Genomic DNA, 25,967 nt, shown 5'->3' with positions numbered 1-25,967 from the left:
ATTTGCATTACAATCTCCTTAGATAAGAGTCCCCCAGCGATCGCCAGGGGAGGATTTACACGGCCAGCCGATTACTTTCTCAGGGCGGTCGGCTGGCTTGTCATTTGGTTTAGTTTGCGGCTGACTACATCCGCTTCAGGCCTGCCAATAATCGGCAGGTATTCGCCACGCCGCCAACTGTTGCTAAATTCGATCGCCGTATCCAAATCGAGCCCGTGGGCGATGTACTGGGATTCGGGGAAGTCAAACTCAGTCGCGACACATTCGTCAGGTTCCGGTTGATAAGCTGCAACGAAATTATCGACAGCTTCGCGTTGTTCGGGCGTTAGAGTGCCGTTTGGGTTCAGGTTGTCAAACATTTCGAGATGCGATGCCAACCGCCAACGGGAATTATCGCCGTAGCGAGGAATTCGGGAGATATGGCGCTCAATGTAATCAGGTTCAATACTCTGCGAGCTGGGGGCGTCGTCGTTGTCAACGTCGTCGTCCCAAAAGTCCGAGAATTCAAACGGCGTCAGGTCTTCATCGGTAATCATTACTAAAACTCCATTGGTGCGAATGGTTCGGGTTCGATCGACTGTTGCGCGATCGGTTGGGAATTAATTGGCGCGGACGGTGGGCAATTAGCAATCTCCCAAGTAGATAAAAGATGCTTGCCGTACCGACTCAAGAGAATTCCGATCAACGTTGAATAGTCGTTAATCCCAGTGGTTTGCAACAGTTCGTCTGCCAGTGGGACGTACCGGGCGGGCATCACGGCGCGGGTCTGTGCCATATTAATTAGCCTCCTTTTGTAAACCGTACAAATTAAAAAACTGGGGTTTTGGCGCTACTTTAAACCGCCCCTTTGAAGCTTCACACATTGGCTGGAGTAAGCTTGCGGAACCTCCGATGACGATCAACTCTCCAAGCTCCGGCAAGTATTTCGCCCAATTTGCTTTGAGTTTTGCCCTGATGTCGGCTGTCCAGGCGTCCCGTACTGCTACAAATTCGCGAGAAAAATCAATCTCTGTGTTGCCGTAGCGGAAGTCACCGGAGGCGATGCTGTCCATCAGCGACCCGGCATCAGCGGTAGAACCAACTTTAGGCAAGATGGCGGCTGCTAACCGTTGCGCTAGGTGCGACGTACCGGGTAGGACAATATCGGCATCCCGGAGCAAAGCGCCACCAGGGGCAAACAATCGGGCGATCGCAGTGCCACCGCCGATATCTAAGATGCCGTTGGGGTTCTGCGGATACCTCCACATCTGGCGACCAAGTGCGAGGTCATACGCACCGCGACACTCATCAACAGCCACCACCGATCGGATTGTTGTTAAACAGTCGTGACCGTTGACCGAGAATTCGATCGTGGTTTCCAACTCTTTGAGTTTGGCGATCGTCGCAAGATTGCGAGAATCGGGCGTCGGAATAACCAGCCGTTCTATGCGCTGCGGGGAGTCCGAGGCAAGTGCAGGCAAGATTAGGAGATGAGCTAAATCAGCTTTACCAGACTCGAAAGCCGGAGAGCCACCCATGAGTTGAGCTAGTCTGCCGACCAAGTAACGGCGGCCAGCAAATCCGATTTCGTAGCTCTGGCCGTCGTTTCCGCCCTCTTCCCAGTCGGATAACTCCTTGACGTAAGACGGGATTGACCGCACTGTCTGACAGTCGATCCATTTTGTAAAACGGTTTCCTGGATCTACCGCCAACACAGGACGCACGACGGCGCGATGTGGCTGGATTTCGCCATAAGTGGCGGGTCTGTATTCAGTTTGCATGGTTCAGTTTTCCCTTATGGGGTAAGAGTTTGAGACGCTTTTAGAGCCAGTTTTAGGGCAACCGCGCGGGAATGTACGGATAGCCGTTTTATGCCCAGAACTGGCTTTACTGCGTCTGTGAGTGTATGATATCAGAAAGCTTCCGAAGCTGTCAAATAATCTGTGAAGCTTTCTGCAAATACCCTATGCAAATAACTTCTGATGTTTACTGGAGATATCCAATATCTTCGGAGCTTATGGGAGTTACTAAAAAAGCTAAGGTTACGTTCACTTGTGAGCCAGACCTTAAGGACGGTCTAGAAAATTGGGCGCATTCAGAAAGTCGCACGTTATCAAATCTTATAGAAATGGTTATTAGGCAGGCTTACGAAACTCGCCAAAAAAGTCTCAACCTGAGCGACCCCGTGGTTGACTCGCCGACGGAAGCCGAAACGAAATACCCGCCAGCGACCAAAGCCAAGCGGGGCAACCAAAAGAAAACTAATACATTATGAATGTCGCTGAAATTAACCCACTGAAACTGCCATCGCTGCCACTAGCAGACCGTCGCAGTTTGCCAAACTGCCCAGCCATCTACTTCGTTCTGGAAGGAACTCGCGTCTTATACATTGGTCGGGCAGAAAACCTGCAACAGCGATGGGCTGCCCACCACCGTTACAACCTGCTAAAAACAATCACCAATGTTCACATTGCTTGGTTGGAATGCACCGAGCCGAGGTTGCTACCTAAAATCGAGTCCGCTTTGATTGAGGAATTCCGACCGTCGCTCAACGGTGTAGCAGTAGCCGGAGACTATATTTCCCTGCGAATATTTATGCCTGAGTTGCTTAGAAATGAATTTAAAGCCGTCTGTGCAAGACAGGGAAGGAATATGAGCGAAGTAGTAACAGATTTTGTAAAAAAATATGTAGCCGAATATGGAATGCTCCCCTATAGCGCCGATCGCCTATCCGACCCGCAGCCCACAGAACCGCAGCCAGCCGCAGCCAAGCCAGCAACAGCAGCGAAAGCTAAGCGGGGTAAGACAAATAAAGGTGCCAGTTAATGTCTAGTAACCGTCTAGCATTAAATTTTCACAATTCAAGCCCAAACCATACCGACCGCCATTCCTTGACCTTTATTACAAAGAAGTAAATGAACAGTTCCGATCGGCTAGACCGAATAGAAGCAATTCTTGCTGCCACCGCCGTTCAGCAGCAGGCAAATACGGCTGCCATTGACCGACTGACCGATCGCGTTGACCGGATTGCGGTGCAGCAACAAGCAAACACTGAGGCGATCGGGCGGCTGTCCGTTCAAACCAGCGCCAACACCGCAGCTATTGACCGACTGACAGAGCGCGTTGACAGCATTGCGGTACAGCAGCAGACCAGCAACGAACTACTCGATCGTTTAGTAGATCGAGTAGATCGCATGGTTTCAGCAATTGGGAGCCATCAAGAAGCGCTGAGGCTGATTTCTCAGCAGCACAACGAATGGCGGGAGCAAATGCGAATCATTCAAACAGAAATCCGTGACATCTGGCAGTACCTCAATAACCAGCTCCGAAACCGTGGCAACGGCGGCGGGCAAAACTGAAGCGGCTGCCGATCAGGTGTGGGGGTTAGAACTGGCAACAAAGAAAACCTAGAAAATCTTTAGAAATCCTTGGAAATCCTTGGAAAATTTTGAACAACCTCGCTAAGGAAATCTAGAAAAATCGATTTTTTTATTAATTTGTTATGCCCTAATACGTGCAGCGACAAGGCAGGTGTACTACTGCTGGTAGCAGTAAAACCACTGCTGACAACAGTAAGGGCTTTTACTATCTAGGGTAGTAACAATGAGGTGGTTAGCAAATGATGGCGAATGTTAGACACTTCTCACCGCTTACTGTGTAAGGTTCACTTTACACTTATTATTGTATATACATCTGTCTACCTAGTTGCCTAGCTAGCTAGCGGGTTAGAAATGGTTCAAGAATTGTATTGTGGTATCGATCGCAATTAGATGTCTTATTGTAAGATGGAGAGAACAACATTTTTTGTGAGGGTCTATGTCTCGCAGTTCTCCAACACGAATGACTTGCACAATTAGCGACGAGTTACTAGCCGAACTAGATGAAGCTTGTTACCAAAGCCGAGTTTGTCGCTCTGAATTTGTGCGGGAAGCTCTGGCAATCTATCTCAAAAATTTTCACGCACAGAGCAACAAACTTGACACGCCAAATGAAAAAGCACTGGCGGCATAAGCCTTCCAGTGCTTTTTTAGTTTATTTTTTTTATGTAAACTTCCTGTTTTTGTTCCCTTTTTAATCCTGGCAGATTGAATAAACAAAAACAGGGACTTAAGCCATTTAAAGGGGTGTGGCTTATTGCTTGATGTCAACCCCTACTAATAAATTGTGTCTTACTTCGTTCAAAAAAGCAATCTAAGGTTGCGCGACCAAAGCGAGGGGTACGGCGCTCTAGATAGCGTCAAAAATTCTTCTAAGCCTTATTCTACCTCAATTTTAGCACATTCCCCACAAAATACGACACTTAACCGGGGATTTTCTGCACTTACCCTTGGAACGATCGGGGGTGCGGCGTAATGGTTTACTCGCAATCATCCCCTCAGCCGATCGACCGCGAACAAGTCCGACAACAATTAGCCACACTGGGTTACAAAGCGGGCGACACTGTGTACCTGCGGGCATTCTACCCTGACTCAGACCCCAGAAAAACGAAAGATGCGGGTCGGAAAGCATTCGCGACCAAGCTTGACCATTTGATTAAACACGCTACCACCTTTCAAGCCGAAGGGCGGGGCATTTACCTGGTGGTTAACGGTGGAGGACACAAAGACAAAGATGTCACCCAAGCACGGGCCATCTTCTACGAGCACGACAGCTTAGACAAATCCCTTCAACTTGATTTGTGGAAAGATTTAGGACTGCCAGAACCCACACTGCAAGTTGATACTGGGGGAAAGTCCATACATTCATACTGGGTACTTGACGAGTCCGTTGTCGTTGAGGATTGGCGTGAGCTCCAAACAGACTTGCTCGAATTTGCTGATGCCGATCGTTCGTTGAAAAATCCCAGCCGAGTGATGCGTTTAGCTGGGGCATGGCACTCAAGCGGCAATCAATCCGTGATTGTCAGTAACTCCGGTAAGCGCTACACATACGCCGATTTGAGGGCGATCGTCCCGACACCGGAAAAAACGGAACCGTTACTTTTCCAACCGAAACTACACCCGCCATCTACGGTTAGTCGCTGTGAGGACATTACTATACCTGTGCCTGCTAGCGTCCCACTAGAGGAATGTCTAGCTAAGAGTTCACGCAATTTACTCAATGGCATTAGTGAAGGGGGAAGAAACGAAGCAGGGGCGAAATTAGCGCGGGATGTAATCGGGACTGCAAATTACCTGCGGACGATCGGTCAACAATTCAACGGCGACCCTCGGCAATTGTTGGAGGACTTCGCGGCCCGATGTAACCCACCACTACCAAAGGACGAAACAGAGACGGTGTGGAAGTCCGCAGAAGGCGACAACCCGAAACCAGCCTGCAAACCAGAAGGGGTAGAAAACTGCATCCGAGGTTGGTACTGGAAAAACCACGCGGAAAAAATGGGCGGGCGGATGATCGGCAGTTCAAACAACGTAGTCACACACCCTCGCTTTGCACTCCCTAATACGGAGGAACTGAGAGAAGAACTTATCAAACTCATCAAAGCAGGTACAGCAGGATCGTCTCTTACAGCAGCAATATTTGGCTTGGCCAAAGGTGGCAATACTCAACCGATTTGGCGTCTTTACAAGGAAATTTCGGAGGAGATTGAACGCTTCGATCAGCTCGCCGATCGAAAAAGAGACGTAGAAAATCTATTGACGATTGGCAACCGCCGCCTGACACTCGAAAATTACTTGCACCCGCATCTGGCTGAACCTATCAAGAAAGTTTCGAGATGGATGGCAATAGATCCTGAAGCTGTGTTGACTCACTTGCTGCCGATCGCTGCGGGACTAATCAATCCCAATTCCCGCGTCGTTGCCAAAAGGTGCATTAATTTTGTCCAACCATTGTTGCTTTACACCGGCGTTGTAGCAGTAACAGGGGGGCGCAAAACTCCCACATTAGATATTGTCAAACAACCATTGGTTAAACTCCAGAGCGCTGAAGACGCTCTTCACGAGCAAGCATTACAACGGTATGAAGCCGAACTGCAAGCACTCAAGGAAACAACAAATAGCAAAGGTAACGGTGGCGGTGAGTTTCCACAAAAACCAAAACCAGTTCGCGAGTTCTACCTTGACAACGCCACTGTTGAATCTGTAGACAAAGTTAAATGTCAACAGCCTAACAACGGCTTAACTTTAATCAAAGACGAGCTTAGCGGTTTGTTCGCATCACATGGCGCTTACAAAGGTGGCAAAGGTGCGGATAAAGAAAGTTATCTTTCAGGCTGGAATGGAGGGGGAGTTAAAAAGAACCGGGCGGGTGATGGTTCGCGTGTGAGTCTAGCCCGCGACTCTCTGTCCATCACCGGCGGCATTCAACCAGATAAACTTCGCGACTTACTAGGGGACTTCTCCGACTCTCAAGGTGAGTGGGCCCGCTTCCTTTTCTACAGTATGCCGATGCGTCCGTTCAAAATACCGCGTGATGACACGAGCTATTACCTAGATGAGTTACTAGCAGACATCTACGAAAAAATCGACGCATTACCCGTCATACAGCTTCATTTTGAAAAGCTTGGGCAAACCTATTTTGACGATTGGCACGATGAAAAAGACGAACAGAAACGCGCTGAGACTAGACCAGGGCTGCAAGCTGCGATCGCAAAAATGCCGGGGCAAGCTGTTCGACTAATTGGACTTTTGCACATTCTTTGGGAAGTAGCCAGTGGTTCTGCTGAAGTTCCAGAGGAAATTCCCCAAGCCATTGTCAAATCTGGTTGCAAGTTAGCAGATTTTTATCTCGGTCAAGTCACCATTCTGCAGGGCGATGGAGATGTTGAAAATGGCGAGCTAGCTCCTACGCTGCGGAAGTTACTGGATAAGGTAGCAGACTTAAAAACTCTTACAGCTAGCCAAGCAAGGCGAACAATAAGAGATCTTCGCAAAACTGATGCCAATAAGGTGCGGCAGTTGTTTCTTGAATTAAAAATGATGGGCTTAGCCGAGACGCAAGGTAAAGGCTCTCAGCTTGCACTTGTATCTAAAGAGTTGACAAATTCTGAAGAACTTCAAAAACAGCACAAACCTTACTCTGTGGATGTTCTAGAAGATAGCTCTTTAAAAGAGTTGACAACAGTTGACAAAAAATTGACAAACAGTCAATGGAGTCAAACCAATGCAGAATCTGGGTTACAGGACACAGAAAGTCCAACAGTTGACAAAGTTGACACATTTGAGACTCTTGATTCAAACACTCCCCCCCCCCAGACAGCAGAACCGATCGACATCCCAGATTTGAGCGGCGAAAATCCTCAGATGGTTAAGGATGTTGTCAACTTGTCAACTGTTGGCACTGAAAACCTTAGCCAGTGCGAGTTAGACGCGGTTGACACGCCGTCAACTATTGGTGTCAACTCTTCGGAAAGTGTCAACTCGTCGCCAGAGGAATCGATCGCTCCCCCGGAACCGGAAACAGCACCAACAGAACCAGAATCTTCTGAAATTGAGCCAGAGATGGGAGTTGGTGACGAAATCTTTGAAGCTATAAAAGAAGCCATTGCCACCCTTGACCGCGCTGCTGCACGGTTCGCTTGGCAGAAAATCAAGAACTCGCCAACTCAAAAAGAAGCGGTAAAAGCCAAATTGACCGAGGAAGAAGTCCTCAACTTTAAAATCCTGGTAGCAACTGGCTGGCTCAAAGGAATGCGGGTTAAGTACGTCGGAACGAAGTTTGAGAGTTTGGCTGGAGTCGAGTTGACTATCGATAAGATTGACCGGAACGGCATCACCTGCACGAAGCCCGACGGGTCATATATTACCGACCTGGACAAAGAGGATTTGGTGAAGCAAGAGCTGTCGGAGGGCGGTGCATGAGTTTAGATCCTGCTTGCCACGCCGAATGTCTTGAGTTCATTCGCGTGGCTATTGCCGAAGCCTTTCGCACAACCGCCCACGAAATCGCAGCAGTTTTGAAGGAAGTCTGCACGGAGAGCCACGCCGATCGCGCACAAATCTTGTCTGCCCTTGAGCTGATCGAGGGCCAGCACTTCCAAGAATTACTAGCGCCGCCGCCGATCACCCGTGACGCGAGCCAAGCGTATCAAGGAGGCGATCGGCTATAACTCACCGGCCTTCGCTGTGGCCATCGAGGAAGATTTGGAAGCTGCGATCAACCTCGGAAAACTTACAGCAGCCGATATTTTGGCGGTTGTAGGCGCGGCAGAATTTGCCTGTTTTCAGTGGCTTATGAGTTTTCATGGGACAGCATGAAAAGACATAATTTTGCATGAAATTGCATAATTTTGCAGATCTCAAAACTGATGAAAGCTCATAAAAACTCATGAAAACTCATGCAAACTCATGAAAACTCATAGCCGATCGCCCTTGATTAATCCCCGGTAGTCGGTACGGAATCGCGCTTATTTTGACTTTTCTTGACTTTTAGAGCCGATTGCCCGCAACTCCCCAGCAACTCTGGGACTGGGTTCGATCGAGATTATTCCCAATCCAAAATCTAAAATCCAAAATCTAAAATCCGTGATGCGGGTCTGGCAAAAAGCGGGTGATCGACTTGATGCGGTAGCTCGATCGCCCATAATTTATTACCGATTTACCAGTAGATCAACCGTGCTTTTGCTTGGTTTAGGTTGACTTTTCTTGACTTATTCAGATTTTCTTCGTTTAGGTTGATTTTTCTTGACTTACCCTGATTTTCTTGACTTACCCTGATTTTCTTGACTTATTCTAATTTTCTTGGTTTAGGTTGATTTTCTTGGTTTATGCTGATTTTTCTTGACTTATAGACCCCATCGCCCGCAAAAACGTGCCTCCAGTCCACAAAATAGTTGCGACCCGATTTATCCAGATGTGTGCATTCCGCCTGCCCCACCTGATGAGAGATTGCAGCGACATTTCACAGAGACGCTTTCGCGTACTAGAGCCAGACCCCCACGGATTTGATAGAGATAACGACGGCATAGGTTGCGAGAGATAAGGACGGCATAGATTGCGAGAGATAAAGGAAGCCACCATTTCTATAAACGGATAGGCGGGGAAACTTCCATATCCTGATGAATCTGTAGCAGTTTTAAGCCCTAGATCAGAATACGTGGCTATCTTGTGTCCCTCCCCCCACATAGCCATGAGATTATAATCGATGTAGTCTTACAGTTTTGATTAACGGGCTTCCCACCAGTCGCTTAGAAAAGACAATCGTGGAAGCCATTAGACCATCGCATAAAATTTTAGCGGGCTGTGGTACCGTATTAATTGGCGGTTAATCCTAGCCCTAAGAATATCAACAGGACTTACTAGCAACCTAGAAATAGGGTGTAGCGCGTAAAACTCGGCAACGGATGCGACGATTTTTAAGATAAACCGGGTTTGGGGCAGTTCTCACCGCTTATGGAAACGGAGATAATTAACGAAGTACGGGACACATTCGCCCCGGCGCAACTGGGGCCCCCTACGAAAAGTGCATTGTAAAAGGAGTTGATGTCGATGTTGGTTTCTAACTGAGCTGGTCGCCAGTAGGAGTTGACGACTTTGACCATGCGGGAAATGGTATCGATCGCATCTCTAAAAACATTGCAAGGTTTAGTTAGAAAGGTTTCCTTACCTTTAAAATCTTTTAGCCAGGGAATTTCGCTTACATCTCCCAAAGTATCAAGATACTTACGACACACTAGCGAAAAGCAAAATCGGTAGCGCGAGTAGAATTGAGTGTTGTGGTAATATTCTTTGCAACACTGTTGGCAACCTCTAAGAACTTCTTCAAAAACTTCTCATCCAAGTTACAAGACGATGCAGATTGAGTCTGGAAAGCGCAAAGGTGTGAGTAACCTTACAAATCTGCGATCAGCCTTGCCTTCCTCAGAAAGAATTGGAGTACAGTCTCTTCTCTGGAAATAATATCGACTCTGCCCTCCATCCCCAATTGGATGGAACACAGTTTTTCCCCATGATGTAAAGCAAGGCTTTCTGGCTCAATTGTTACCTCGTAGAAGGCACCTCCTGCAACCGCTTTCTGCCCAGTAGCTGTTGTAGAGGTAAGCGCATCATTACTATTCTTTTGAGGGGAAAACGTATCTGGGGAAATCGCTTTGACCTTACCTTTAAGAGTACCGTAATCTGGATAAGGACAGGCAGAAACCCGCAAAAGTACGTTTTGTCCGACTTTCAAGTTGCTTTTATTCTCAGATGCCACCGCTGCTTTGACCACCAATGGGGCATCACTAGGGACAATTTGGGCCATTTCCTCTCCAGGGCGCACGGTTTGACCGGAGTTTCGCAGGTTTAGCTTAGAGATGATACCGTCTGCTGTGGCAGTAATGGCAGTCTGGCTGAGGTCGATTTCCACTTGTTTGAGTTCGCGGGTATCGCGCTCAACTGTTTGCTCAATTCCAATCCGTTGCTGGATGAGAGCTTTGCGTTCTTTGTCTAATGTAGCGACACTGGCAACACCCGCAGCTTTTTCTTGACCAATGCGCTCAGAAGCGATCGCAACTTCTGCATTACTCGGATTGAGTGCAGCCCTTGCGCCTCGCCGTTTAGCAAAAGCTGCCACGACAGCTTGTTGCAACCGTTCAATTGTTTGTTTTTGTCCCTCAATTACCGCTTTTTGCCCCTCAAGGGCTGACGATTGCTGGTCAGCAGCGAGTTGTGCTTCCTCCAATTGATCTTTAGAAAGCGCTCCTTCTGTGGCTACACTCTGATATCGGTTGTGCTTTGATCTAGCTGCTCCCAAGGCAGCCTGAGTCGCACTTAAGTTAGCTTGTGCTGACTTTAAGTCCGCAAAACCTTTTTGTAACTCCTCCTGGGCGCTGCGGACGTTCGCCTCGGTTTCTTCGACTTCAGTAACAGTAGTAATTTGTTTGTTTTGATAGTCCCGGCTGCGGTACGAGAGTTCAGCTTTAGCGGCAGCGACAACGCGGGTGAAGCGGTCAGTTTCGGCTATAATCTGCCGATTGAGGGCACTAATTTGGGCATTGATTTGAACGAGTTGTAACTGGGTCTGCTGGATGTTGCTTTGCAGTTGGCTTTTTTTCGTTTGAAGGCGAGAGTCGTCGATAGTAGCAATGACATCTCCTTTTTTGACAACTTGATTCTCTTTAACCCAAACGCGCATAACTGGACCTTCCGCAGCCGCCTGAACCAGTCGCAATTCGCCAGCAGGACGGATGTTTGCCTCGGCTTTGACAGTGACGTTGTATTTGGTTACAGAGGCGAGGGTGATGGCTACGCCCACAGAAGCGACGATGAACAGTCCGCCAAGGGTAGTCCAACGACTAATCGGCGGCAGAAACTCGTTGTCTTGAACTGGGGGCAGAAAATCTTGCTCAGGTGTGCTAACCATGATGCTCCATAAATGGTAAATATTTCAGGGAATCAGGAAGTCCAAGTGGTCTCCGGCTTGGGAGCTTAAATCTTCAAGAGAACCTTGCAGTCTTAAGCGACCTTGCTCCAGTAGGACAATCCAATCTGCTCGCTGGATTACTCTGGGGCGGTGGCTAATCATAATCGTGGTTTTCCCCTGGCGGTGTTCCAGTAGCTGTTCTAGCACTTGGGTTTCACTCACCGGGTCGAGGGCACCAGTGGATTCATCTAAAATCAGCACCGGCGGGTCATTGACAATCGCTCTGGCGATCGCTAATCTTTGTCGTTGTCCACCGGAAATATTTGCGCCAAATTCTCCTAATACGGTTTGATATTTGTCGGGGAGTTTACTGATAAATTCGTCGGCACCAGCAATCTGACAAGCTCTAACAATCTGCTCAAAGGTAACTTGAGGATTGCCTAAGCGGAAGTTTTCAAGAATCGACCGACTCCAAAAATGAGCATCTTGGGGAACAAGGGCAATTTGTTGACGGAAGCAATCTAAGGAGAGGTCTTGCAGGTTATAAAGACCAATGCGAATATTACCTGATTGCAGAGTGTATAAACCCGCAATTAGTTTCGCTAGGGTACTTTTACCACAGCCTGATTTCCCAATCATGGCAACTACTTTACCACCGGGAATAGTTAGAGAGAAGTTTTCTAGTAAGTCAACTCGGCCAGCGTGGTGAAAGTTAAGATTAGTACAAATAATATCAGCCTTGCTAGGAATTTTAGCAGAGGGCTTTTTGGTGTCGTCTTGGTTCTCTGGTGTGGCATCGATGACTTCGGTGAGTCGTTGCGTTGCAGTTTTTGCACGGATGAATTCATCTACGAAGCCGACTAAGGTACTAATGAATGTTGTAAAATTACTATTCATGCTATTAAATGCCAGCAGTTGACCAATAGTTAATTGCTGACCAATTACCAGGGTGCTGCCGAACCAAAGTAAGGCAATGCTGCCGATGCTGGACACTAAGTTAGAGAAGACATTGTTGACGATGCCAATCTGAATTGTACCGAGTGTGACGTTGGCGAGGCGTCCAAAGCGGCTTTGTAATTCTGACCAGAATTGAGGTGCGGCTGTGGTAGTTTTAAGAGTGAGGGCACCTTTGAAGGTTTCGACTAAGACGCCTTGGTTTTCTGCTGACAAAACTAAGACATTGCGAATCTTTTGCTGTAGAGTGGGCAAGAAAACGATTGTTGAGAGAGTCATTAAAAGAGCAATCACACCAGCTAATAGTGTGAGATTGCGGCTGTAGAAGAGCATGAAGCCCAAGGAAATGAAGGCAATAAAAAATTGGCTGGGCACGCCAACAACAACTTGGGAAACTAGCTGATTAATCTGTTGAATATCTTCCAGGCGACTGACGATTTCGCCACTGCGACGGGATTCGTAGTATTGTAGGGGTAAGCGCAGGATTTGGCGTCCGAATTCGAGGATGAGTCCTAGTTCTAAACGTTGGGCAAAGTTTGCAATTAAGTTAGATTGCACCAATTGGAGGCTACTGCTAACGAGATGCATGACGACAACAGCGATTGCTACTCTAGTGAGCAGTTGGCTATCACCTCGAACCAGCACATCATCAGTAAGGATTTGCAGCAGGAAAGGGGAAGCTAGGGAGAACAGACCGATAACGGAATTGAGCAGCAAAGCTTGGGAAAGAAGGGCACGATAGGGCCAGACTCGCCTCAGGAAGCGACCGAATCCACCAATTTTTTCTTTTTCATCGAGCTGGGCAAAAAAGCGGATTGGGTCTGGTTCGAGGAGGAGCATTACCATATCTTTTCCTCCCTCTTTGACTATCTTTTTGTCTATATACCGTATGCCTACAGCAGGGTCAGCAATGACATATTTATTACCCTGCTGACCGTACAAAACAATCCAATGATAGCCTTTCCAGTGAACAATCGCAGGCAGCGGTACGGCTTTTTTGTTGATAGCTTCTATGGTGGCTTTGACTCCTCGTGTATTGAAACCGAGTGTTTCTGCTCCCTGCTTTAAGCCAAATAAGGTTGTACCTTCTCGGCGAGTTCCTACGGCTTCCCGAATCCGGTTGATAGTGAAAGTCTTGCCATAATGTTTGGCAATAGAAGCAATACAAGCAGCGCCGCAGTCTTCTTCGTTGTGTTGTCGAACAATTTGAAACATTACAGTGAAATAATATTGAACATTGGATGGTATTATATTAAGCAGACTGTTGTACAGGCAGTGATGTATTTTCCTGCAAGAATTTAAAGGATTCCCTCGTTTCGGTAATAGAAGTTATACAAGTATCCAGACGACGTTTTACAAACTCATACATAGGCTTATTTTCAAGTTCAACGGCAAAAATCCCGTTGGTAACTTTACTACTATTCTGAAGGTGAATTGCCTTAGCCAGTAGAGGAATCGCACGACCAAATTTTTGAAAGTCTTGCCTAACAAAAAGGCTAGTATACCGAATAGTATCCGAGGCTAATCGGTGGGTAATCATCCATCCCACAACTTCTCCCTTGTAACGCAAACCTAAACTGTTGAGGGGTTCAATCATGTCTTCATCCTGAAAAGGAGACAATGATTCTGGATACCACTGCTCCACCTCTTGCTTGCGTTGGATAACCATCTTCTCATCTTGGGTTAGCTCGCTCCACAGGAAGGTGGAAAATGCAGCAGGAAGACTATATCTGTGCATCCAAGGGGCATTTATTATACTCTGTAAAGTTGCTTTGCACATTAGCAGCCGAGCTTGAGGGGGCGACCATTGACATTTTTGTAGTAGGTATTCCAAGATTGGAGTTGTAGGCTTACCAGTGCGATAAACTAATAGAACTTTCCTACAGCCTCTTTGATGCAACTCATCTTCCATAGCAGTTAAGAGAGCTGTGCCGATCCCACGGCAACGCTGAGAGGAGGCAACAAAAATTGAGAGTACCTCAGCAGAATACTCACCATGAGTGTATTCTCTAACGTCAGCTAGAACCAGACCAATAGGCTGATCTGAGAAAGCAGCACCAATGGCAATAAGGGAAGTATGGGTGCTTAAATTTCCTAGAAAGGGTTGAAGGCACGGAAAGGTCATATTTTTGTAGTTTTGTGCCGTAGAGCTATTGAGGCGAATTATTGAATACATAATTTTTGTGGGCTACATATTACTAGGTACAGGGTTTCAGTGGACGGTTTTTCAAGTTCATATCCAGCCCTCTGAGGCTGATTTACAAACTAGAATTGACCAAATTTCGTACAAGCTGAGCCACTTCAGCTGAATAAATTACTTGAGATTGGTCGTTCCCTGTTGCATCTGGGTTTTTAAAATCAATCAGTAACACAATTCTGTTCGCATCACTGTAATTCCAAGCTTCATGCTCTACCGTGTCATCAAAAATTAAACACTTACCTTCCTGCCAGCTTCTCGTTTGAGTTTTCACCCGGAGGGCGCATCCATCGGCGACAAATAAACCCAGATGACAACGCAGCACACCATTAGAGTAGCCGACATGAGGAACAATGTGAGTTCCCGGTTTTAAGGAAGAAAACCCAGCTGTGGTCATTCCTGGTATCATCTCGACTAATCTCGTTGTTTCTGGACATAATTGGCAGTTAGGCTTGAGTTTGCGACCAAAAGCATACAGACCAAAAACTTCCCAGCCTTTTTCGTAAAGAAATTTTTCTGGCCACTCTATAAAGTGGTCTTGCTGTAGTTGTTCTAACTCTTGTCTAATCAGCAACGAGTTGGATTCTAAAACTGAAACAAATTTAAACTTATCAGATTCAAAAAACATCTTTTCCTGCACAAAAATGTAATGTAAATGGTATAAGGTGAGCAATACCCACACTACTGAGCCATCAAAACGTCGGACTATTTAAGAAACCATTCCGCACGGGATAGCTTGCACTACAGGGCTGTGCGGCGGTGGCTCCAACACCAGCACTGAGGGAACGCGCTGTGGTTCTGCCAAACGCAGCAGTCCATAGCCTATACCTGCAAGACCGGTCATCAGTCCAGGTGTCTCAACTCCTAATGGCACTCCACAGATCCAGCCATGTTGCTCAATGCTTTCGAGGATGATGGCAGTAAGGCGGTTTACTTGAGTTTGACACTGGGAATCATTGAGAGTGAGACTAGCTTGCAGGAGTAATTCCAGGTTTCCCAACTCGCCGTGACACAGTGAGTGGTTGAACCCAAACCCCTGCTCTAATGTAGTTTTGATAGCTGTGCTAATCTCACCATGGATTGTCAAATTATCAAGGTAAGGGAGCGATCGCAACCGGCCTAACCCAATTCCTGGTGCGCCATGACACCACGCCGTCATACAGTGATGCTGGTCTTGATTCGCTCCATAACCTAAAGTTTTATCTTCCCGAAGGTCAAGCCAATTACCCAATTCAGGATAGAAGAGACTACGCTCATAGGTAATGGCATTGAGTGCAGTTTGGTAAAAACGCTTCTCACCTGTTAATGCAGAAAGTTCTAATAGCGCCCATGCCATACCAGCAGCACCGTGAGAGAATCCACTTAACGGTTTTGTCCCTATATCCTTTAGCACCCAACCTATACCTTGCTTCATTGGTTTAGCTTGAGCAATGAGGCGATCGCCACATTGTATGGCAGCAGCAAGGGTACTTTTGGAAGGTTTACAGCGATACAGGCTGATTAAACTGCCAATGCAGCCAGCTGCACCCGCGATGATGTCTAAGTGTTCATCCTCAGCAATTAGAGATGGTAGAAGTTCAACTAACTCCTCAGCTTCAGACAGTAAAGCTGGTTTATCCCAAAGGACACTTAAATGCGTCAGGGTGTAGATTATCCCTCCGAAACCATTAAAGCCACCAACCAACTTAGTGTATGATTGACTCTGCTTTGCCTGACGTTGTACCGTTCTCAATGCCGCTTCTGCCAGAGCAGTGTAGCGATTCTCTTGGGTAATTGCTCCCAAATATGCCAGGAACAACACCACCCCTGAAATGCCATCATAGAGATCGGCATCTAAGGGGAGAACAGACCACTGACGCTCACTGACAAGGTTTAAACCGAGCCAAGTAGCATCATTTTCTCCACGAAGTGCTAGTGCTTCCAGATGATCGCCCACAGCACGGGCATTTGCCAGAAGTCGCTCAGACAATGTCTCTTGGTGAGGGGAAATTGGTTTTAGTTCAGTAAAACGATAGTTTAACCATTGCGTAGGTTGCTCCAACCCCATTACGAGGGTTGCTAGGGAAGCACGGATAAACCAAATCTGCCGCTTCATATCCTGTTCACCTAGTTGTTGTAGTCGCTGTTGAACGAGGGCAAATCCTGATTTAGCCAAAAAATTGGCAATATGCTCATTTGTACTTGTCCATAAATCACAGGAATTGGGACGAGTTGTGAAGATGGGAATGTCATTTTGCCACAAATCTTTCTGTTCGGCAGAAATTACTTTCTCCAGTTCCGGGCGATGTTTGACTTCAAGCCAAAGACGGTCAAAAAATCTGTCACGATCTAGGGCATTGCGTAGTAAATCAGGATGAAAACTTTCCGACAGCATCATGACATAGGTCTGCGTGGGACGCAGGACTACGCGCACTTCATCGTTACAAAAACAAGCCAGAGGACCATCAGGTGACAGGAGTTCATCTCGGTGTTTCAGTAATAACTGATAAATTGCAGTAAACCCAGTAATGATCGATTCAGTATAGTCTAGGACATTCACTTCATTGCCATTTAGGGTAGGGCGGTTTTGTCCTACGGACATTTCTACCCGCTTGCGCGTTAGCCGCATTTCATCGGTTTCTGTTGCTTCCCAAGTGAGAACACCTTGGGGGGTGACTTGTCCAGGCAAGGCTACTAAACCACTCAAATCCACGCCTTCAGATTCATCATTTTCCCAAGCTTTTTGGGGCAGCAAACCAACTCTTAAAACTGAGTAATCTATTTTACTAATTGCCTGCATTTCTGATTGTTTTCTGTCTATTTCAACTCTATAAGGATGGAAAAGCGTTTCAAGATCGATCAAAATAGGATGTTCACCTGACGCTATCAGATTTTCACAGTGAAAATCATTAGCTTCTAAGGCATACAGCAGTGCTAAGTATGCTCCTTGTCGTTCATAGAAGCGCTCTAGTTCTTCTCTGCTAGTACAGCTTTGAGCCTCCACGAATTCAACCCATCCATAGGTTCCACAATTTAGGACTTTTAAAGTTTGGAAGGGGGGATGATTACCACGTTCATTTAGCCAAGTGAGTAAGTGTTGAAAATGCACGTCAACACTCAAGTTTTTTGGTTTATATACCACTTTTAATCCAGATTCAAATTGAGCAATCATTACTGAGCGCCCTCCTCGGTGACTGTCCCCCACATCACCAAACAAAGCTACCAGATAACCAGGATAAATATCTGTACTGAATGTGGTACAAATATCATCCCAATTAGTATATAAATGTTTAATAAATTCAATACTAACTTTCAGCCAATGCTCAATGCAAATTGTTATCTGACGAGCTAATACAGGATACTCTTGGAATAAGCTAAGGGCTACATCGCGCTGTCGCAGACGCTTGACAAAACTCCAAAAACGCTCTGATGGGGTGTCATTTGTTAGTAATCCCTGTAAGCGAGCAACATTAAGTTCCAATACCATTGTGCGGCTCAATATCTCAAGCAGCCGCTCTGGTAAATTAGCAAATAATATGGCTCCAACTGTGTTAGGGTCAAAGGGCAGATTTGATTGCGGCTGAATTAATGCCTGTACTTCCAGGTGCAGTTTTTCTAAAGCTTGGCTTAGTAGCGGTTCAATAGCATACAAAAAGCCGTAGCTTGATTGTTCTGGTTCTAATTTTGAGTCTGTATCTCTCAGGATATTGGTAGGTTCAGAAGGGGAAAATGCCTGTTCAAATTCTATTAACCATGCAGGCGGCTTAGAGAAACGAGCCTTTACTGATTCAATTGGTTCACCTAGGAGACGAAGAAGTTCAGCCTTAGTAATGCCGTCTGTTGCTAACCGTTGGGCAAAGTAAGAATCACTGTTAAAGGGCGATTGAGATTGCCATTGCTGCATTCGACGTTGAGCCAAGACAGCATTGATTTCACCTATTGACAACTGATTGAGAACGTCGGAAAGCGATGCAATTCTTTCTGTTAAAGTAATCCCACGATACCAGTCAGTACTTTGAAAGTATGTTTGCTTCACGAATTTAAACTCCTAGTAATAAGGGTAATAGTTGTTTATATTGCACAAGCAACCGGGAGGAAGAGGAGTCACTTTGACTCCTCTTTGGGCGGACTTAGCGTTCAAAAGTGTGCTGAATAAGTGGTAGTGCTAAACAGGCAGCTATAACAGTTCAGCAAGATAAGCTTGTCAGCACAACTCCCCGTTAGCTGTTTGTTTAGGTAATAGGCTTGGTTGGTCCATTACAATTACCACTAACTACCACAGTTCCAATACAAGGCCAGCGATTTGTATTGCAACCCTTTGGACCACTAGTGCCGCTACCGCCTTTTCCACCAGCCATAACTTCCATCTCTTCATCTGCCAGTTCAACAATCCCAGCTGGGTTTTCAGGCAGTTGTGCCCGTTGCTCCTCACTCAGGCTGTTCCGATACTCTTCATCCTTCCAAGCGCGAATGATATCTTCGTGTGGCATAAAATTCTCCTAATTGGATAATTCAAATTTCAATAGACCTCTTGCAAAATAATTTTATGCTATAATTAAAAGTTTGGCTTAAGTGGAGCAGATTGCAGGTTATATCAGCACTTGACAATTATGAGTTAGCTCTCAGGTCTAAAACTCAAAGCCTTTAATTACAACATAGATTTTTTTTGCAAGAGGTCTAATTCCTTGATCCGATTACCATGTTCTGGTATTTGCTCTATTGTTTCAAGGGTTTTATCACTAGATTATGGATATAAACCTTACAGTTATGTCTTCGTTTTTGTTCAAATCAACAGCCTTTTTGAGTCAAATTATTTAATTTTGGAAAAAAAATAAATAATTTGAGGAAATAATTTAAGCAGTTTAGTCTTTTTTTATAAAAATGGTTGGTCAAAACCTTAACCCGTTTATGGAAATGGGTAAATAGACACATCAGCCATTTATGGAAACGGTAGAAAGCTATAGTGGGGATAAGTCCTAGAGCTGTATATACCCGTATGTCCGCTTAACCTACACTGCAACCCTGCCTACGCAGTAACACATCAAACCTATCAGTCACAAGCCTTAAGCTTGTAAACCAGTTTACAAGGCGCAACCAATCGGGCGGGAAACAGCGGGACGAGTTCAAAGGACATCAAACTCATTTAGACCAACAACTTAGCAGTTACGCCGCAACCGATGACCGCTGCATTAATTTTTCGGCGTCAGTTGAGTACCGATCACGATCAGTGACCCCTGCACCCCACAACCGACGTACTCAACACCAAGACTTTAACCGTTTCTATAAACGGATAGCAACTAGCAGTTACGCCACAACCGATGACCGCTGCATTTATTTCAGAGCCACTCAGAAAGTTGCGGGGTTTGGCAGAGTCAGGCTTGCCCTCTTACTCAGGCAAATACATAGCAGAACTGTCATTGGGTCGAACGTGAAGGTAGCGCTCGGTCGTTCCAATCCGGGAGTGTCCCAAGGTGCGCTGAGTCAGATGTAGCGGAGAGCCGCGATCAAGACTATGGGAAGCGTGGGCGTGTCTGAGCCAGTGAGGGCTAACATTTCCCTGAATCCCAGCCCTAGAAGCCGCTGCCTTGACAATCCGGAAAACTCTGATGCGGTCGAGGGGTCTACCATTTTTGGAGCGAAACACTGGGTCATTGATACTGACATCTCCTCTCAGCTGTTGTAGTTGTTTCCAAAGCGTCGCTGGTAATAGAATAGTGCGGGTCTTTTCCCCTTTGCCAAACACCGTAATCTGTCCCGTTTCTCCTCTGGACACCGTGTCAGACCACTTGAGTGTGCAAAGTTCGCTGACTCGTAGGCCAGCTATATAGAGAAGGCGCAGGATTAGAAGGTTACGCAGGTCAGTCTCACAAGCAATCAGCGCCGCCACTTCTTGCTCCGTCAAAATCCGCTCCGTCAGCGCATCTTTCCCCTTGGGCGCTCGCATCAACACACCGAGATTGACCTCTAATACCCCAGTGTTCTGTGCAAACTTTAGGAAGGATTTGACCGCTGCGATCGCAATCCGCTGGCTATTAGGAGCCATCCCCTCAAGAGTCTTCTGCCACCCCTGCATATCTGCCAAAGTGACCAAGTGGAGCGGCTTATTAACGTAACTCAAAAAGCGATGAGTATAACGGCGGTAGACATCAATAGTGCGAGGCGATCGCCCAAACAGCCACATCTCGACCAACTGAGCGACGGCATCAGTGGCTAATACTACATTGGTTTCATTGGGGGGAAGCGCTCCCATCAAGTACGCCTGTTTAAGGTTTCCCGATCATACCTTGAGTGTTCTCCCCGGTCGTTACAACATAACTGTTAGCTTATGTTGTTCACAAGGCGGGCGAGGAGCTTTCTTTATGCAGTTCTACAACGGTCGGGACACCGACACTTCACTTGCCTTCACTCCTTGATTAGAGAGTGAATCGGTGGGAAGCTGGCACCGACACAAAACCCGCTCATCGTTAGGAGCGGGGGTTTCTCAGTTTACGATGGCTTTTGGGGAAAAATGCGCCCCGTCCATTTTGGGCGGGGCTGTGGTGTTTAAGTGGCTATGAGTTTTAGTTTCCCAAGTTTGGCCTGCATCTGTCGCTTCATTTTCCGATTCCAGAACTCGCGCCGGGATGTGTTCGCCGGTCTGGGCGATTGAGCCACCGTGCCAGAACTGCAGCGTGATATTGGACTCACGCCGCTCACTACTCGGAATCCGTCGCCCAGAGAGCTCTCTTCACGCCTGGGAGAGCAGAAACCGCCGCTCGCTGTACGCGAGCGTCCCTGCAATTTCTAGTTCGTTGCGATTAAAGTTGCAGGCTGGGATATCCAATTTTATACGTTTGACCTGGACTCGCGACAGCATTAGTTTCTTGGTAAGCCTGGTGCTTTGTCTTACCTGTATGTCTTACACCATGACAGTTTGTATGATATCTTTCTAAATCTAGTAAGACATAATTGTTAGACATAAATAAGACAAATCTCTTGCCAAGTGTAAGACTGTGTGAAGTTATACGTTTTGTATGATATTTTTCTAAATTTAGTAAGACAAAATTGTCAGACATAAATAAGACAAATCTCTTGCCAAGTGTAAGACTATGTGAAGTTATGCGTCTTACACTCTTAGCATGAGTGATTTGCGGAGCGCAGCAGCGCGGTTTCTATCAGGGTGGGTCGAGGTTATTCATTTTTCGCTCGTTCGGTGTAGTGTGTGGCGTCTGGGTTTGTCTTACCACTATGTCTTACTTAATCGCCCTTAAGTAAGACAAGAGTCCGGCGTTTGTAAGACGAACTTGTTAGACATAAGGGGGGTGTATGACAAACAAGCGTATAACAGATTTTGCTTATACGTCATACAAACGGCTCCGGCTGTTATACAATGGCGTCATACATATATGACCGAGGTAAGACAATGGCGTCAACATCGTTAACTTTTCGCTGTCCTATGGAAGTGTTGGAGGCGATCGACAATCTAGGGAAAGAGCGTTATCCGGCGGCTAATACTAAACACGGGTGCGATCGCTCTAAGACTTTAATCGACATTATGCGGGCCGGCATCGAGGCGCTATCTAATGGCTCTGTTGTCTTACCCGCACCCACAGAAGTCAGACAACATCCGTCTGACGTAAGACAAAAGTTGTCAGACAGTTCAGAACAACGTATTACAGAAATTGCCAAGCGCGCGGCAGAGCTAGTGCTTGCAGAGAAGTTCGCAGCCATTGAGGAACGGCTGGAAAAGTTGAGCGCCTGAGTGATGGTGGTGGCGATGAGTCACTCAGGCGGGAACTGGCAGAGGCTAAGGAGGGGAACGAGCGATGGGAGGAAATTTTTAGTCAATTACAAGGGGAGAATGACGATCTTGAGACTGAACTGAGGGGATTGCGATCGCAACTTGAGACGGAGCGGGCCGATCGCCCGCAAGTCGAGGCCCAACTCTCCGACCTGCAAAAACGACTGGATGAAGCTGAAGAGAATCAAACCTCTGATTGCGAATTAGTAGAACCGCTCATTTACCTAAATTGGCTGAAAGGTTGGGTAAAGCTTAAGTTCAAAAAACCTCAATGGGAACCGACAAAAACGGATGCCGAGGAACTTTTGAAAAATGCAAAAAAATCTTAGGGAGTGATCGGATCGTCCGATCGCCCCAAACAAAAACCCCCCGGCACAATGTCGGAGGGCTTTTTAATGAAGGGTAATTGGTAATTGGCAATTGGCTTTCATCCTTTTGCCCCATGAGTACCGCTGTAGCGTTATCAGTTACTGGTAGCGCCACGCCGTCAAATCATCCTTAACAACGTAGCGCTCGGTTTAGTTGGTGGGTGATGTGAGCGTGTGCGATGTTCAGTGCTGCCATCTGATCGTCGGTTAATTGCTGAATCTGCTGCGGTGGCTGCCAGCGGTAGCCCCAGTTCGGGCGTTGTCGGCCCGCGTGCGATCAGACGAAAGCAAGAGTTCGGCCCCACCAACCCAGACCCCAATACCCGATTCCTGATTGGCGTAGTAAGCATCAAATTGAGCCCGCGATACCTTTGCCAGTTTGCCTTGCTCAGATTCCTCCCAGAGTTGCTCAATAGGCAGTAATTCACGCTTCACAAACTGCACTATTCCTATTATTTCAGTAGTGGGCATTGTGGCATAAATTACAATGCTATCGCCCGTTTTTAGAGATGCCCCAAAGCTGCCTTTTCTCAGTTCGATCGCATGCAGGCTTGTGGCTAAGGAAAAAGGCAGAAGCCCAGCGCGGGTGTACTGAGATTAAGAAGGCATTAGTCATTGCCTCCCTCCCCATTGATCAGTCGATCGAGCATCGCCCGCGCTTCAGTATAAAGATTGTGATTCCTTCCCCCTGGACGTACACCCCACAACAACCAGATTGTCTTTTCCTTGCCTAAGTTTTGAGCAATTACTAGCTTTGCTAATTGCACCCGATCGGAATGTTCCAGAAGCGGAAAATCAGCCGAAAAGACAGGCTGGGAAGCGGACGCCAGCACGTCCGCCAAAAGAGCTTCCAAGCGTTCCGCCCTTGTTCCGGCAAGGGTTCCGCCGTTTTCTGCGTCCCGTTCTGGAAGCTTCCCGACTGTTCCTGCCGATTCTTCGGAAGAAGAAATCGAATTGCTCGGAAAGCTGTTTTGTTGACGGGGAATAGGGTTCAAATAGGCGCTATCGGCTGGAGTTGGTTGGTGGTTGTTCGGGTCAGAAAGTGTGGGAACTTGCAGGATGAATCGTTTGTTCAAAGGCATACCGGGCAACTTAACAACTGCTTCATATCGAGGTACAGCATTACCAGTTTTAGGGCATTGTTGACCGAGCAATTCAATTTCTAGTAAGGCTTCATCCCTCAGTTTTGCCATGCCCGCAGCGTTTGCCAAACCCGCCATTGTGCGAGTGTGACTGACAATTAACCCGAACATTTTCGCTTTGCGGATGTCGGATAAAGCACTTTGAAAAAACTCCCCTGCTGCACTGCATCGACCCGCCCAATTAGTGAATTCATCACATACAAGGGTTAAGGGTTGAAAGGTCGGGTTAGGCTGGGATTCAATGATTTTGTAGCGTCGCCGAACTTCAAGAGCAAACCATTCGAGCTTGGCGTCGATCGCCGCGTAATTCATCCCGCCGCCGACTACCTCGCAGCCCTGCCATGCACCATACGCAGCATGAGGGTCACACACAATTACCTTGTGTCCTGCCTCTAACCGTCGCTTGACTTCCTGTTCTGAGAAAGTTGTTTTGCCGCTTCCTGGTGCGCCATAGATTAGTACGCTTGGGTAATTGGTGAGGACGGGCATTTTTGGGCCGATTGTTTGATCGGCTTCCGGTTCGATCGCCGCCGCTGTCGATGATTCAACTTTGTCGCCGGGATTAGCCACACTGTCAAGAGTTGTTGTCCCGGTTAGCTGTGGCTGCTGTTGCTGAGTGATACCCATCGACTCAAGGTAAGCTTGCTCGATTTCGCCTTCGATTGCCACTTCATCAGCTTCTAAAAGCTTCTTATAGCGTTGTTGAGTTTGTGCCATTTCATAAGCAGATTCCGCAGCAAAACCAAACTCAAACGCTTGATTTTTATATTGTTTGATTCTCTGCCTAATTGGTTCCTGTTCCCCCTCTTTTCTCGCTATCAGCATTACTGCCACCATGCCACCAGTAGCTAATAAGCTAAGTAGGATTTTAATTCCACCATACCCGCGCTCAATGCTTCTAAATTCTGCTTTAGGAGGCACGAGCCAAGCTGGCTGAAATTCTATCCTATTGCCGATTCTGTATTCAATGCGATCGTTAAAGGGCAAGGCTGTAGCGACAACGATTCCCACAATACTTGCACCTAAAATACCCGCAACAATCGGCTGATTCCTATTTGCTAGCATTCAACTTACTCCACACTTGCACGACTACAAAACAAACGGTAATTACGATTAATGCAAAACTGAAAATCAGCAACTGAGAATTAGCCACAACCCACGCCAGCCAAGCATCCCAATTTGCGGATAACAAGGCAGTCCCGATCGCCAGTAGTATCAATTGCGATCGAACTTTGCCAGCCCCTTCTGCGCTCAAACTGTACAAAGCAAGCCCCAAACCAGCAGCCGGAATCAAAATCACAGCAGCCGGGATGAGCGCCGGAATTGCCCGCACGATAAGGCTCGCAGATAAGCCAGCGCCAAAGTAGGAGCCGAATTCTCCCCAGTTCCCGGTGAGGTTCCAGAATCGCTCGATGTTGGTCACTTCGGGTGTTTGGGTTTTGGTTTGTTGTTCAAACTGTTGGGGAGTTGTTGAGTTGAGATAGTCGAATTCTGAAGCGTCAAAATCTTGATACATAAAAAAATAGCGGGCCGTTTTGACCCGCTGCGAGTGTGTGCTAGTTTTTGCCAGTGAAGAAGTCAAACAGTCCGCCTAAAAAGCCTTTGCCAGTGTTCGCCATCGGACTGTTGCTCCCAGAATTGCCTGTTGTGGCGGGTATTGGATCGAAGTCATAAGCGTTAATGTAGGCGTTAAAGTTCGCCCGCTTCTGCTGCTGAGCGATGGCTTGCTGGGGACTTGCTTGAATTGCCTTGAGGCTTTGAGCAAAACTGTTTTTTTGAATCTGCCCTTTTGCCTGGTGGTTCGCTTTTATCAGTAGTAAGCGCTGGCGAAAATTGGCGTTTGCAAGGGTGATGTCTGAAGCTCCCTCGACTTTTACCAAATTCAATTGTTGCTGCAATTCATGGTTAAGGGTTGCAATGTGTTTGTCGTGTTTCGCACCCGCTACAATTGCCTTGGCGACATACTTGTCAATTTGCGCTTTATCAGTCAATCCGCCTTCGAGCGCCTCAAGCGTCAAGCGTTCGATTTCAACTTTATTGGCTCGGATTTTAGCGACATGACGATTCATCGCGGTCGCCAATTGTTTCTGGAGTTCCGAGATTTTTGCCATGCGCGCGGCGTCATGCACAATCTCGGGGGTCAAGTTGCCGTAGTCACTGGGCGAATATCCAAATTCGCGGGCAACGTGTGCAGCGCCATTTGTTTTTCCAACTCTAATTTGCATTACAATCTCCTTAGATAAGAGTCCCCCAGCGATCGCCAGGGGAGGATTTACACGGCCAGC

22 protein-coding genes are annotated in these 25,967 nt (G+C 47.0%); 8 read left to right on the top strand and 14 right to left on the bottom strand.

From position 1 onward, the window contains the following. Positions 1-71: 71 nt before the first annotated feature. From QUB61_RS29505 to QUB61_RS29495, 3 genes are read right to left on the bottom strand one after another with little or no spacing between them, the layout of a single operon-like run. Entirely contained in the window at positions 72-536 is a 465-nt protein-coding gene (locus QUB61_RS29505) for a hypothetical protein (RefSeq protein ID WP_333133506.1), read from the bottom strand. Positions 537-538: 2 nt separating this feature from the next. Then, complete coding sequence (locus tag QUB61_RS29500; RefSeq protein WP_333133505.1) at positions 539-775, bottom strand: hypothetical protein; 237 nt, start codon at positions 773-775, stop codon at positions 539-541. Between the two features lies 1 nt (position 776). Then, a complete protein-coding gene (locus QUB61_RS29495) occupies positions 777-1,760 on the bottom strand; it encodes a ParM/StbA family protein (protein WP_333133504.1) in 984 nt (327 codons plus the stop codon). A gap of 185 nt (positions 1,761-1,945) precedes the next feature. Between QUB61_RS29495 and QUB61_RS29490 the strand changes: the two genes are divergently transcribed. From QUB61_RS29490 to QUB61_RS29465, 6 genes are all read left to right on the top strand, one after another. Then, the gene (locus tag QUB61_RS29490; RefSeq protein ID WP_333133503.1) at positions 1,946-2,254 is read left to right on the top strand and encodes a ribbon-helix-helix domain-containing protein; all 309 of its coding nucleotides are present in this window, start codon (positions 1,946-1,948) and stop codon (positions 2,252-2,254) included. Next, positions 2,251-2,805, top strand: coding sequence for a hypothetical protein (locus QUB61_RS29485; protein ID WP_333133502.1), 555 nt, complete (start codon positions 2,251-2,253; stop codon positions 2,803-2,805). The genes QUB61_RS29490 and QUB61_RS29485 overlap by 4 nt, the downstream gene beginning before the upstream one ends. An 89-nt stretch (positions 2,806-2,894) precedes the next feature. Continuing rightward, on the top strand, positions 2,895-3,338 hold the full coding sequence (locus QUB61_RS29480) for a hypothetical protein (protein WP_333133501.1): 444 nt from the start codon (positions 2,895-2,897) through the stop codon (positions 3,336-3,338). A gap of 457 nt (positions 3,339-3,795) precedes the next feature. Beyond that, on the top strand, positions 3,796-3,990 hold the full coding sequence (locus tag QUB61_RS29475; RefSeq protein WP_333133500.1) for a ribbon-helix-helix domain-containing protein: 195 nt from the start codon (positions 3,796-3,798) through the stop codon (positions 3,988-3,990). Positions 3,991-4,331: 341 nt separating this feature from the next. After that, the gene (locus tag QUB61_RS29470) at positions 4,332-7,781 is read left to right on the top strand and encodes a DUF3987 domain-containing protein (protein ID WP_333133499.1); all 3,450 of its coding nucleotides are present in this window, start codon (positions 4,332-4,334) and stop codon (positions 7,779-7,781) included. Then, positions 7,778-8,029: a hypothetical protein gene (locus QUB61_RS29465; RefSeq protein ID WP_333133498.1), complete on the top strand. Its 252-nt coding sequence runs from the start codon at positions 7,778-7,780 to the stop codon at positions 8,027-8,029. The genes QUB61_RS29470 and QUB61_RS29465 overlap by 4 nt, the downstream gene beginning before the upstream one ends. Before the next feature lie 1,721 nt (positions 8,030-9,750). Here QUB61_RS29465 and QUB61_RS29460 read toward each other — a convergent pair. The 7 genes from QUB61_RS29460 to QUB61_RS29430 form a co-directional block, all read right to left on the bottom strand. Beyond that, a complete protein-coding gene (locus QUB61_RS29460) occupies positions 9,751-11,262 on the bottom strand; it encodes an HlyD family efflux transporter periplasmic adaptor subunit (RefSeq protein ID WP_333133497.1) in 1,512 nt (503 codons plus the stop codon). A 24-nt stretch (positions 11,263-11,286) separates the two neighbouring features. Continuing rightward, the gene (locus tag QUB61_RS29455) at positions 11,287-13,431 is read right to left on the bottom strand and encodes a peptidase domain-containing ABC transporter (RefSeq protein WP_333190243.1); all 2,145 of its coding nucleotides are present in this window, start codon (positions 13,429-13,431) and stop codon (positions 11,287-11,289) included. A gap of 37 nt (positions 13,432-13,468) precedes the next feature. Continuing rightward, a complete protein-coding gene (locus tag QUB61_RS29450) occupies positions 13,469-14,392 on the bottom strand; it encodes a GNAT family N-acetyltransferase (protein WP_333133517.1) in 924 nt (307 codons plus the stop codon). 82 nt (positions 14,393-14,474) lie between these two features. Further along, positions 14,475-15,041 carry an aspartyl/asparaginyl beta-hydroxylase domain-containing protein gene (locus QUB61_RS29445; RefSeq protein WP_333133516.1) on the bottom strand — a complete coding sequence of 189 codons (567 nt, stop codon included), beginning with the start codon at positions 15,039-15,041 and terminating at the stop codon, positions 14,475-14,477. An 81-nt stretch (positions 15,042-15,122) separates the two neighbouring features. After that, the gene (locus QUB61_RS29440; protein ID WP_333133515.1) at positions 15,123-18,428 is read right to left on the bottom strand and encodes a type 2 lanthipeptide synthetase LanM family protein; all 3,306 of its coding nucleotides are present in this window, start codon (positions 18,426-18,428) and stop codon (positions 15,123-15,125) included. Positions 18,429-18,624: 196 nt separating this feature from the next. Next, a complete protein-coding gene (locus QUB61_RS29435; protein ID WP_333133514.1) occupies positions 18,625-18,882 on the bottom strand; it encodes a mersacidin/lichenicidin family type 2 lantibiotic in 258 nt (85 codons plus the stop codon). Positions 18,883-19,778: 896 nt separating this feature from the next. Then, on the bottom strand, positions 19,779-20,642 hold the full coding sequence (locus tag QUB61_RS29430; RefSeq protein WP_333133513.1) for a tyrosine-type recombinase/integrase: 864 nt from the start codon (positions 20,640-20,642) through the stop codon (positions 19,779-19,781). Between the two features lie 1,152 nt (positions 20,643-21,794). On the opposite strand from QUB61_RS29430, the gene QUB61_RS29425 reads away from it, so the two are divergent. Together QUB61_RS29425 and QUB61_RS29420 are read left to right on the top strand one after the other, a co-directional pair. Beyond that, entirely contained in the window at positions 21,795-22,133 is a 339-nt protein-coding gene (locus QUB61_RS29425; protein WP_333133512.1) for a hypothetical protein, read from the top strand. A 128-nt stretch (positions 22,134-22,261) separates the two neighbouring features. Then, a complete protein-coding gene (locus tag QUB61_RS29420) occupies positions 22,262-22,501 on the top strand; it encodes a hypothetical protein (RefSeq protein WP_333133511.1) in 240 nt (79 codons plus the stop codon). Positions 22,502-22,747: 246 nt separating this feature from the next. Here the strand turns inward: QUB61_RS29420 and QUB61_RS29415 are convergent, their stop codons facing one another. The 4 genes from QUB61_RS29415 to QUB61_RS29400 form a co-directional block, all read right to left on the bottom strand. After that, positions 22,748-23,011, bottom strand: coding sequence for a hypothetical protein (locus tag QUB61_RS29415; protein ID WP_333133510.1), 264 nt, complete (start codon positions 23,009-23,011; stop codon positions 22,748-22,750). A 137-nt stretch (positions 23,012-23,148) separates the two neighbouring features. Beyond that, positions 23,149-24,747: a hypothetical protein gene (locus QUB61_RS29410; protein WP_333133509.1), complete on the bottom strand. Its 1,599-nt coding sequence runs from the start codon at positions 24,745-24,747 to the stop codon at positions 23,149-23,151. After that, positions 24,734-25,198, bottom strand: a complete 465-nt coding sequence (locus tag QUB61_RS29405; protein ID WP_333133508.1) for a hypothetical protein — start codon at positions 25,196-25,198, stop codon at positions 24,734-24,736. The genes QUB61_RS29410 and QUB61_RS29405 overlap by 14 nt, the downstream gene beginning before the upstream one ends. A gap of 40 nt (positions 25,199-25,238) precedes the next feature. Further along, a partial coding sequence (locus QUB61_RS29400; RefSeq protein WP_333190241.1) for a hypothetical protein occupies positions 25,239-25,967 on the bottom strand: 729 nt, incomplete at its 5' end.

Source organism: Microcoleus sp. C2D2 (assembly GCF_036702495.1).
GTDB lineage: Bacteria > Cyanobacteriota > Cyanobacteriia > Cyanobacteriales > Microcoleaceae > Microcoleus.
Note: the sequence above shows the minus strand (reverse complement) of the source record. Positions and strands in the feature narration are given on the sequence as shown.

Coding starts and splice junctions, on each gene's coding strand:
- QUB61_RS29505 (WP_333133506.1), bottom strand. CDS start 536: ATGATTACCGATGAAGACCTGACGCCGTTTGAATTCTCGGACTTTTGG.
- QUB61_RS29500 (WP_333133505.1), bottom strand. CDS start 775: ATGGCACAGACCCGCGCCGTGATGCCCGCCCGGTACGTCCCACTGGCA.
- QUB61_RS29495 (WP_333133504.1), bottom strand. CDS start 1,760: ATGCAAACTGAATACAGACCCGCCACTTATGGCGAAATCCAGCCACAT.
- QUB61_RS29490 (WP_333133503.1), top strand. CDS start 1,946: ATGCAAATAACTTCTGATGTTTACTGGAGATATCCAATATCTTCGGAG.
- QUB61_RS29485 (WP_333133502.1), top strand. CDS start 2,251: ATGAATGTCGCTGAAATTAACCCACTGAAACTGCCATCGCTGCCACTA.
- QUB61_RS29480 (WP_333133501.1), top strand. CDS start 2,895: ATGAACAGTTCCGATCGGCTAGACCGAATAGAAGCAATTCTTGCTGCC.
- QUB61_RS29475 (WP_333133500.1), top strand. CDS start 3,796: ATGTCTCGCAGTTCTCCAACACGAATGACTTGCACAATTAGCGACGAG.
- QUB61_RS29470 (WP_333133499.1), top strand. CDS start 4,332: ATGGTTTACTCGCAATCATCCCCTCAGCCGATCGACCGCGAACAAGTC.
- QUB61_RS29465 (WP_333133498.1), top strand. CDS start 7,778: ATGAGTTTAGATCCTGCTTGCCACGCCGAATGTCTTGAGTTCATTCGC.
- QUB61_RS29460 (WP_333133497.1), bottom strand. CDS start 11,262: ATGGTTAGCACACCTGAGCAAGATTTTCTGCCCCCAGTTCAAGACAAC.
- QUB61_RS29455 (WP_333190243.1), bottom strand. CDS start 13,431: ATGTTTCAAATTGTTCGACAACACAACGAAGAAGACTGCGGCGCTGCT.
- QUB61_RS29450 (WP_333133517.1), bottom strand. CDS start 14,392: ATGTATTCAATAATTCGCCTCAATAGCTCTACGGCACAAAACTACAAA.
- QUB61_RS29445 (WP_333133516.1), bottom strand. CDS start 15,041: ATGTTTTTTGAATCTGATAAGTTTAAATTTGTTTCAGTTTTAGAATCC.
- QUB61_RS29435 (WP_333133514.1), bottom strand. CDS start 18,882: ATGCCACACGAAGATATCATTCGCGCTTGGAAGGATGAAGAGTATCGG.
- QUB61_RS29430 (WP_333133513.1), bottom strand. CDS start 20,642: ATGGGAGCGCTTCCCCCCAATGAAACCAATGTAGTATTAGCCACTGAT.
- QUB61_RS29425 (WP_333133512.1), top strand. CDS start 21,795: ATGGCGTCAACATCGTTAACTTTTCGCTGTCCTATGGAAGTGTTGGAG.
- QUB61_RS29415 (WP_333133510.1), bottom strand. CDS start 23,011: ATGCCCACTACTGAAATAATAGGAATAGTGCAGTTTGTGAAGCGTGAA.
- QUB61_RS29410 (WP_333133509.1), bottom strand. CDS start 24,747: ATGCTAGCAAATAGGAATCAGCCGATTGTTGCGGGTATTTTAGGTGCA.
- QUB61_RS29405 (WP_333133508.1), bottom strand. CDS start 25,198: ATGTATCAAGATTTTGACGCTTCAGAATTCGACTATCTCAACTCAACA.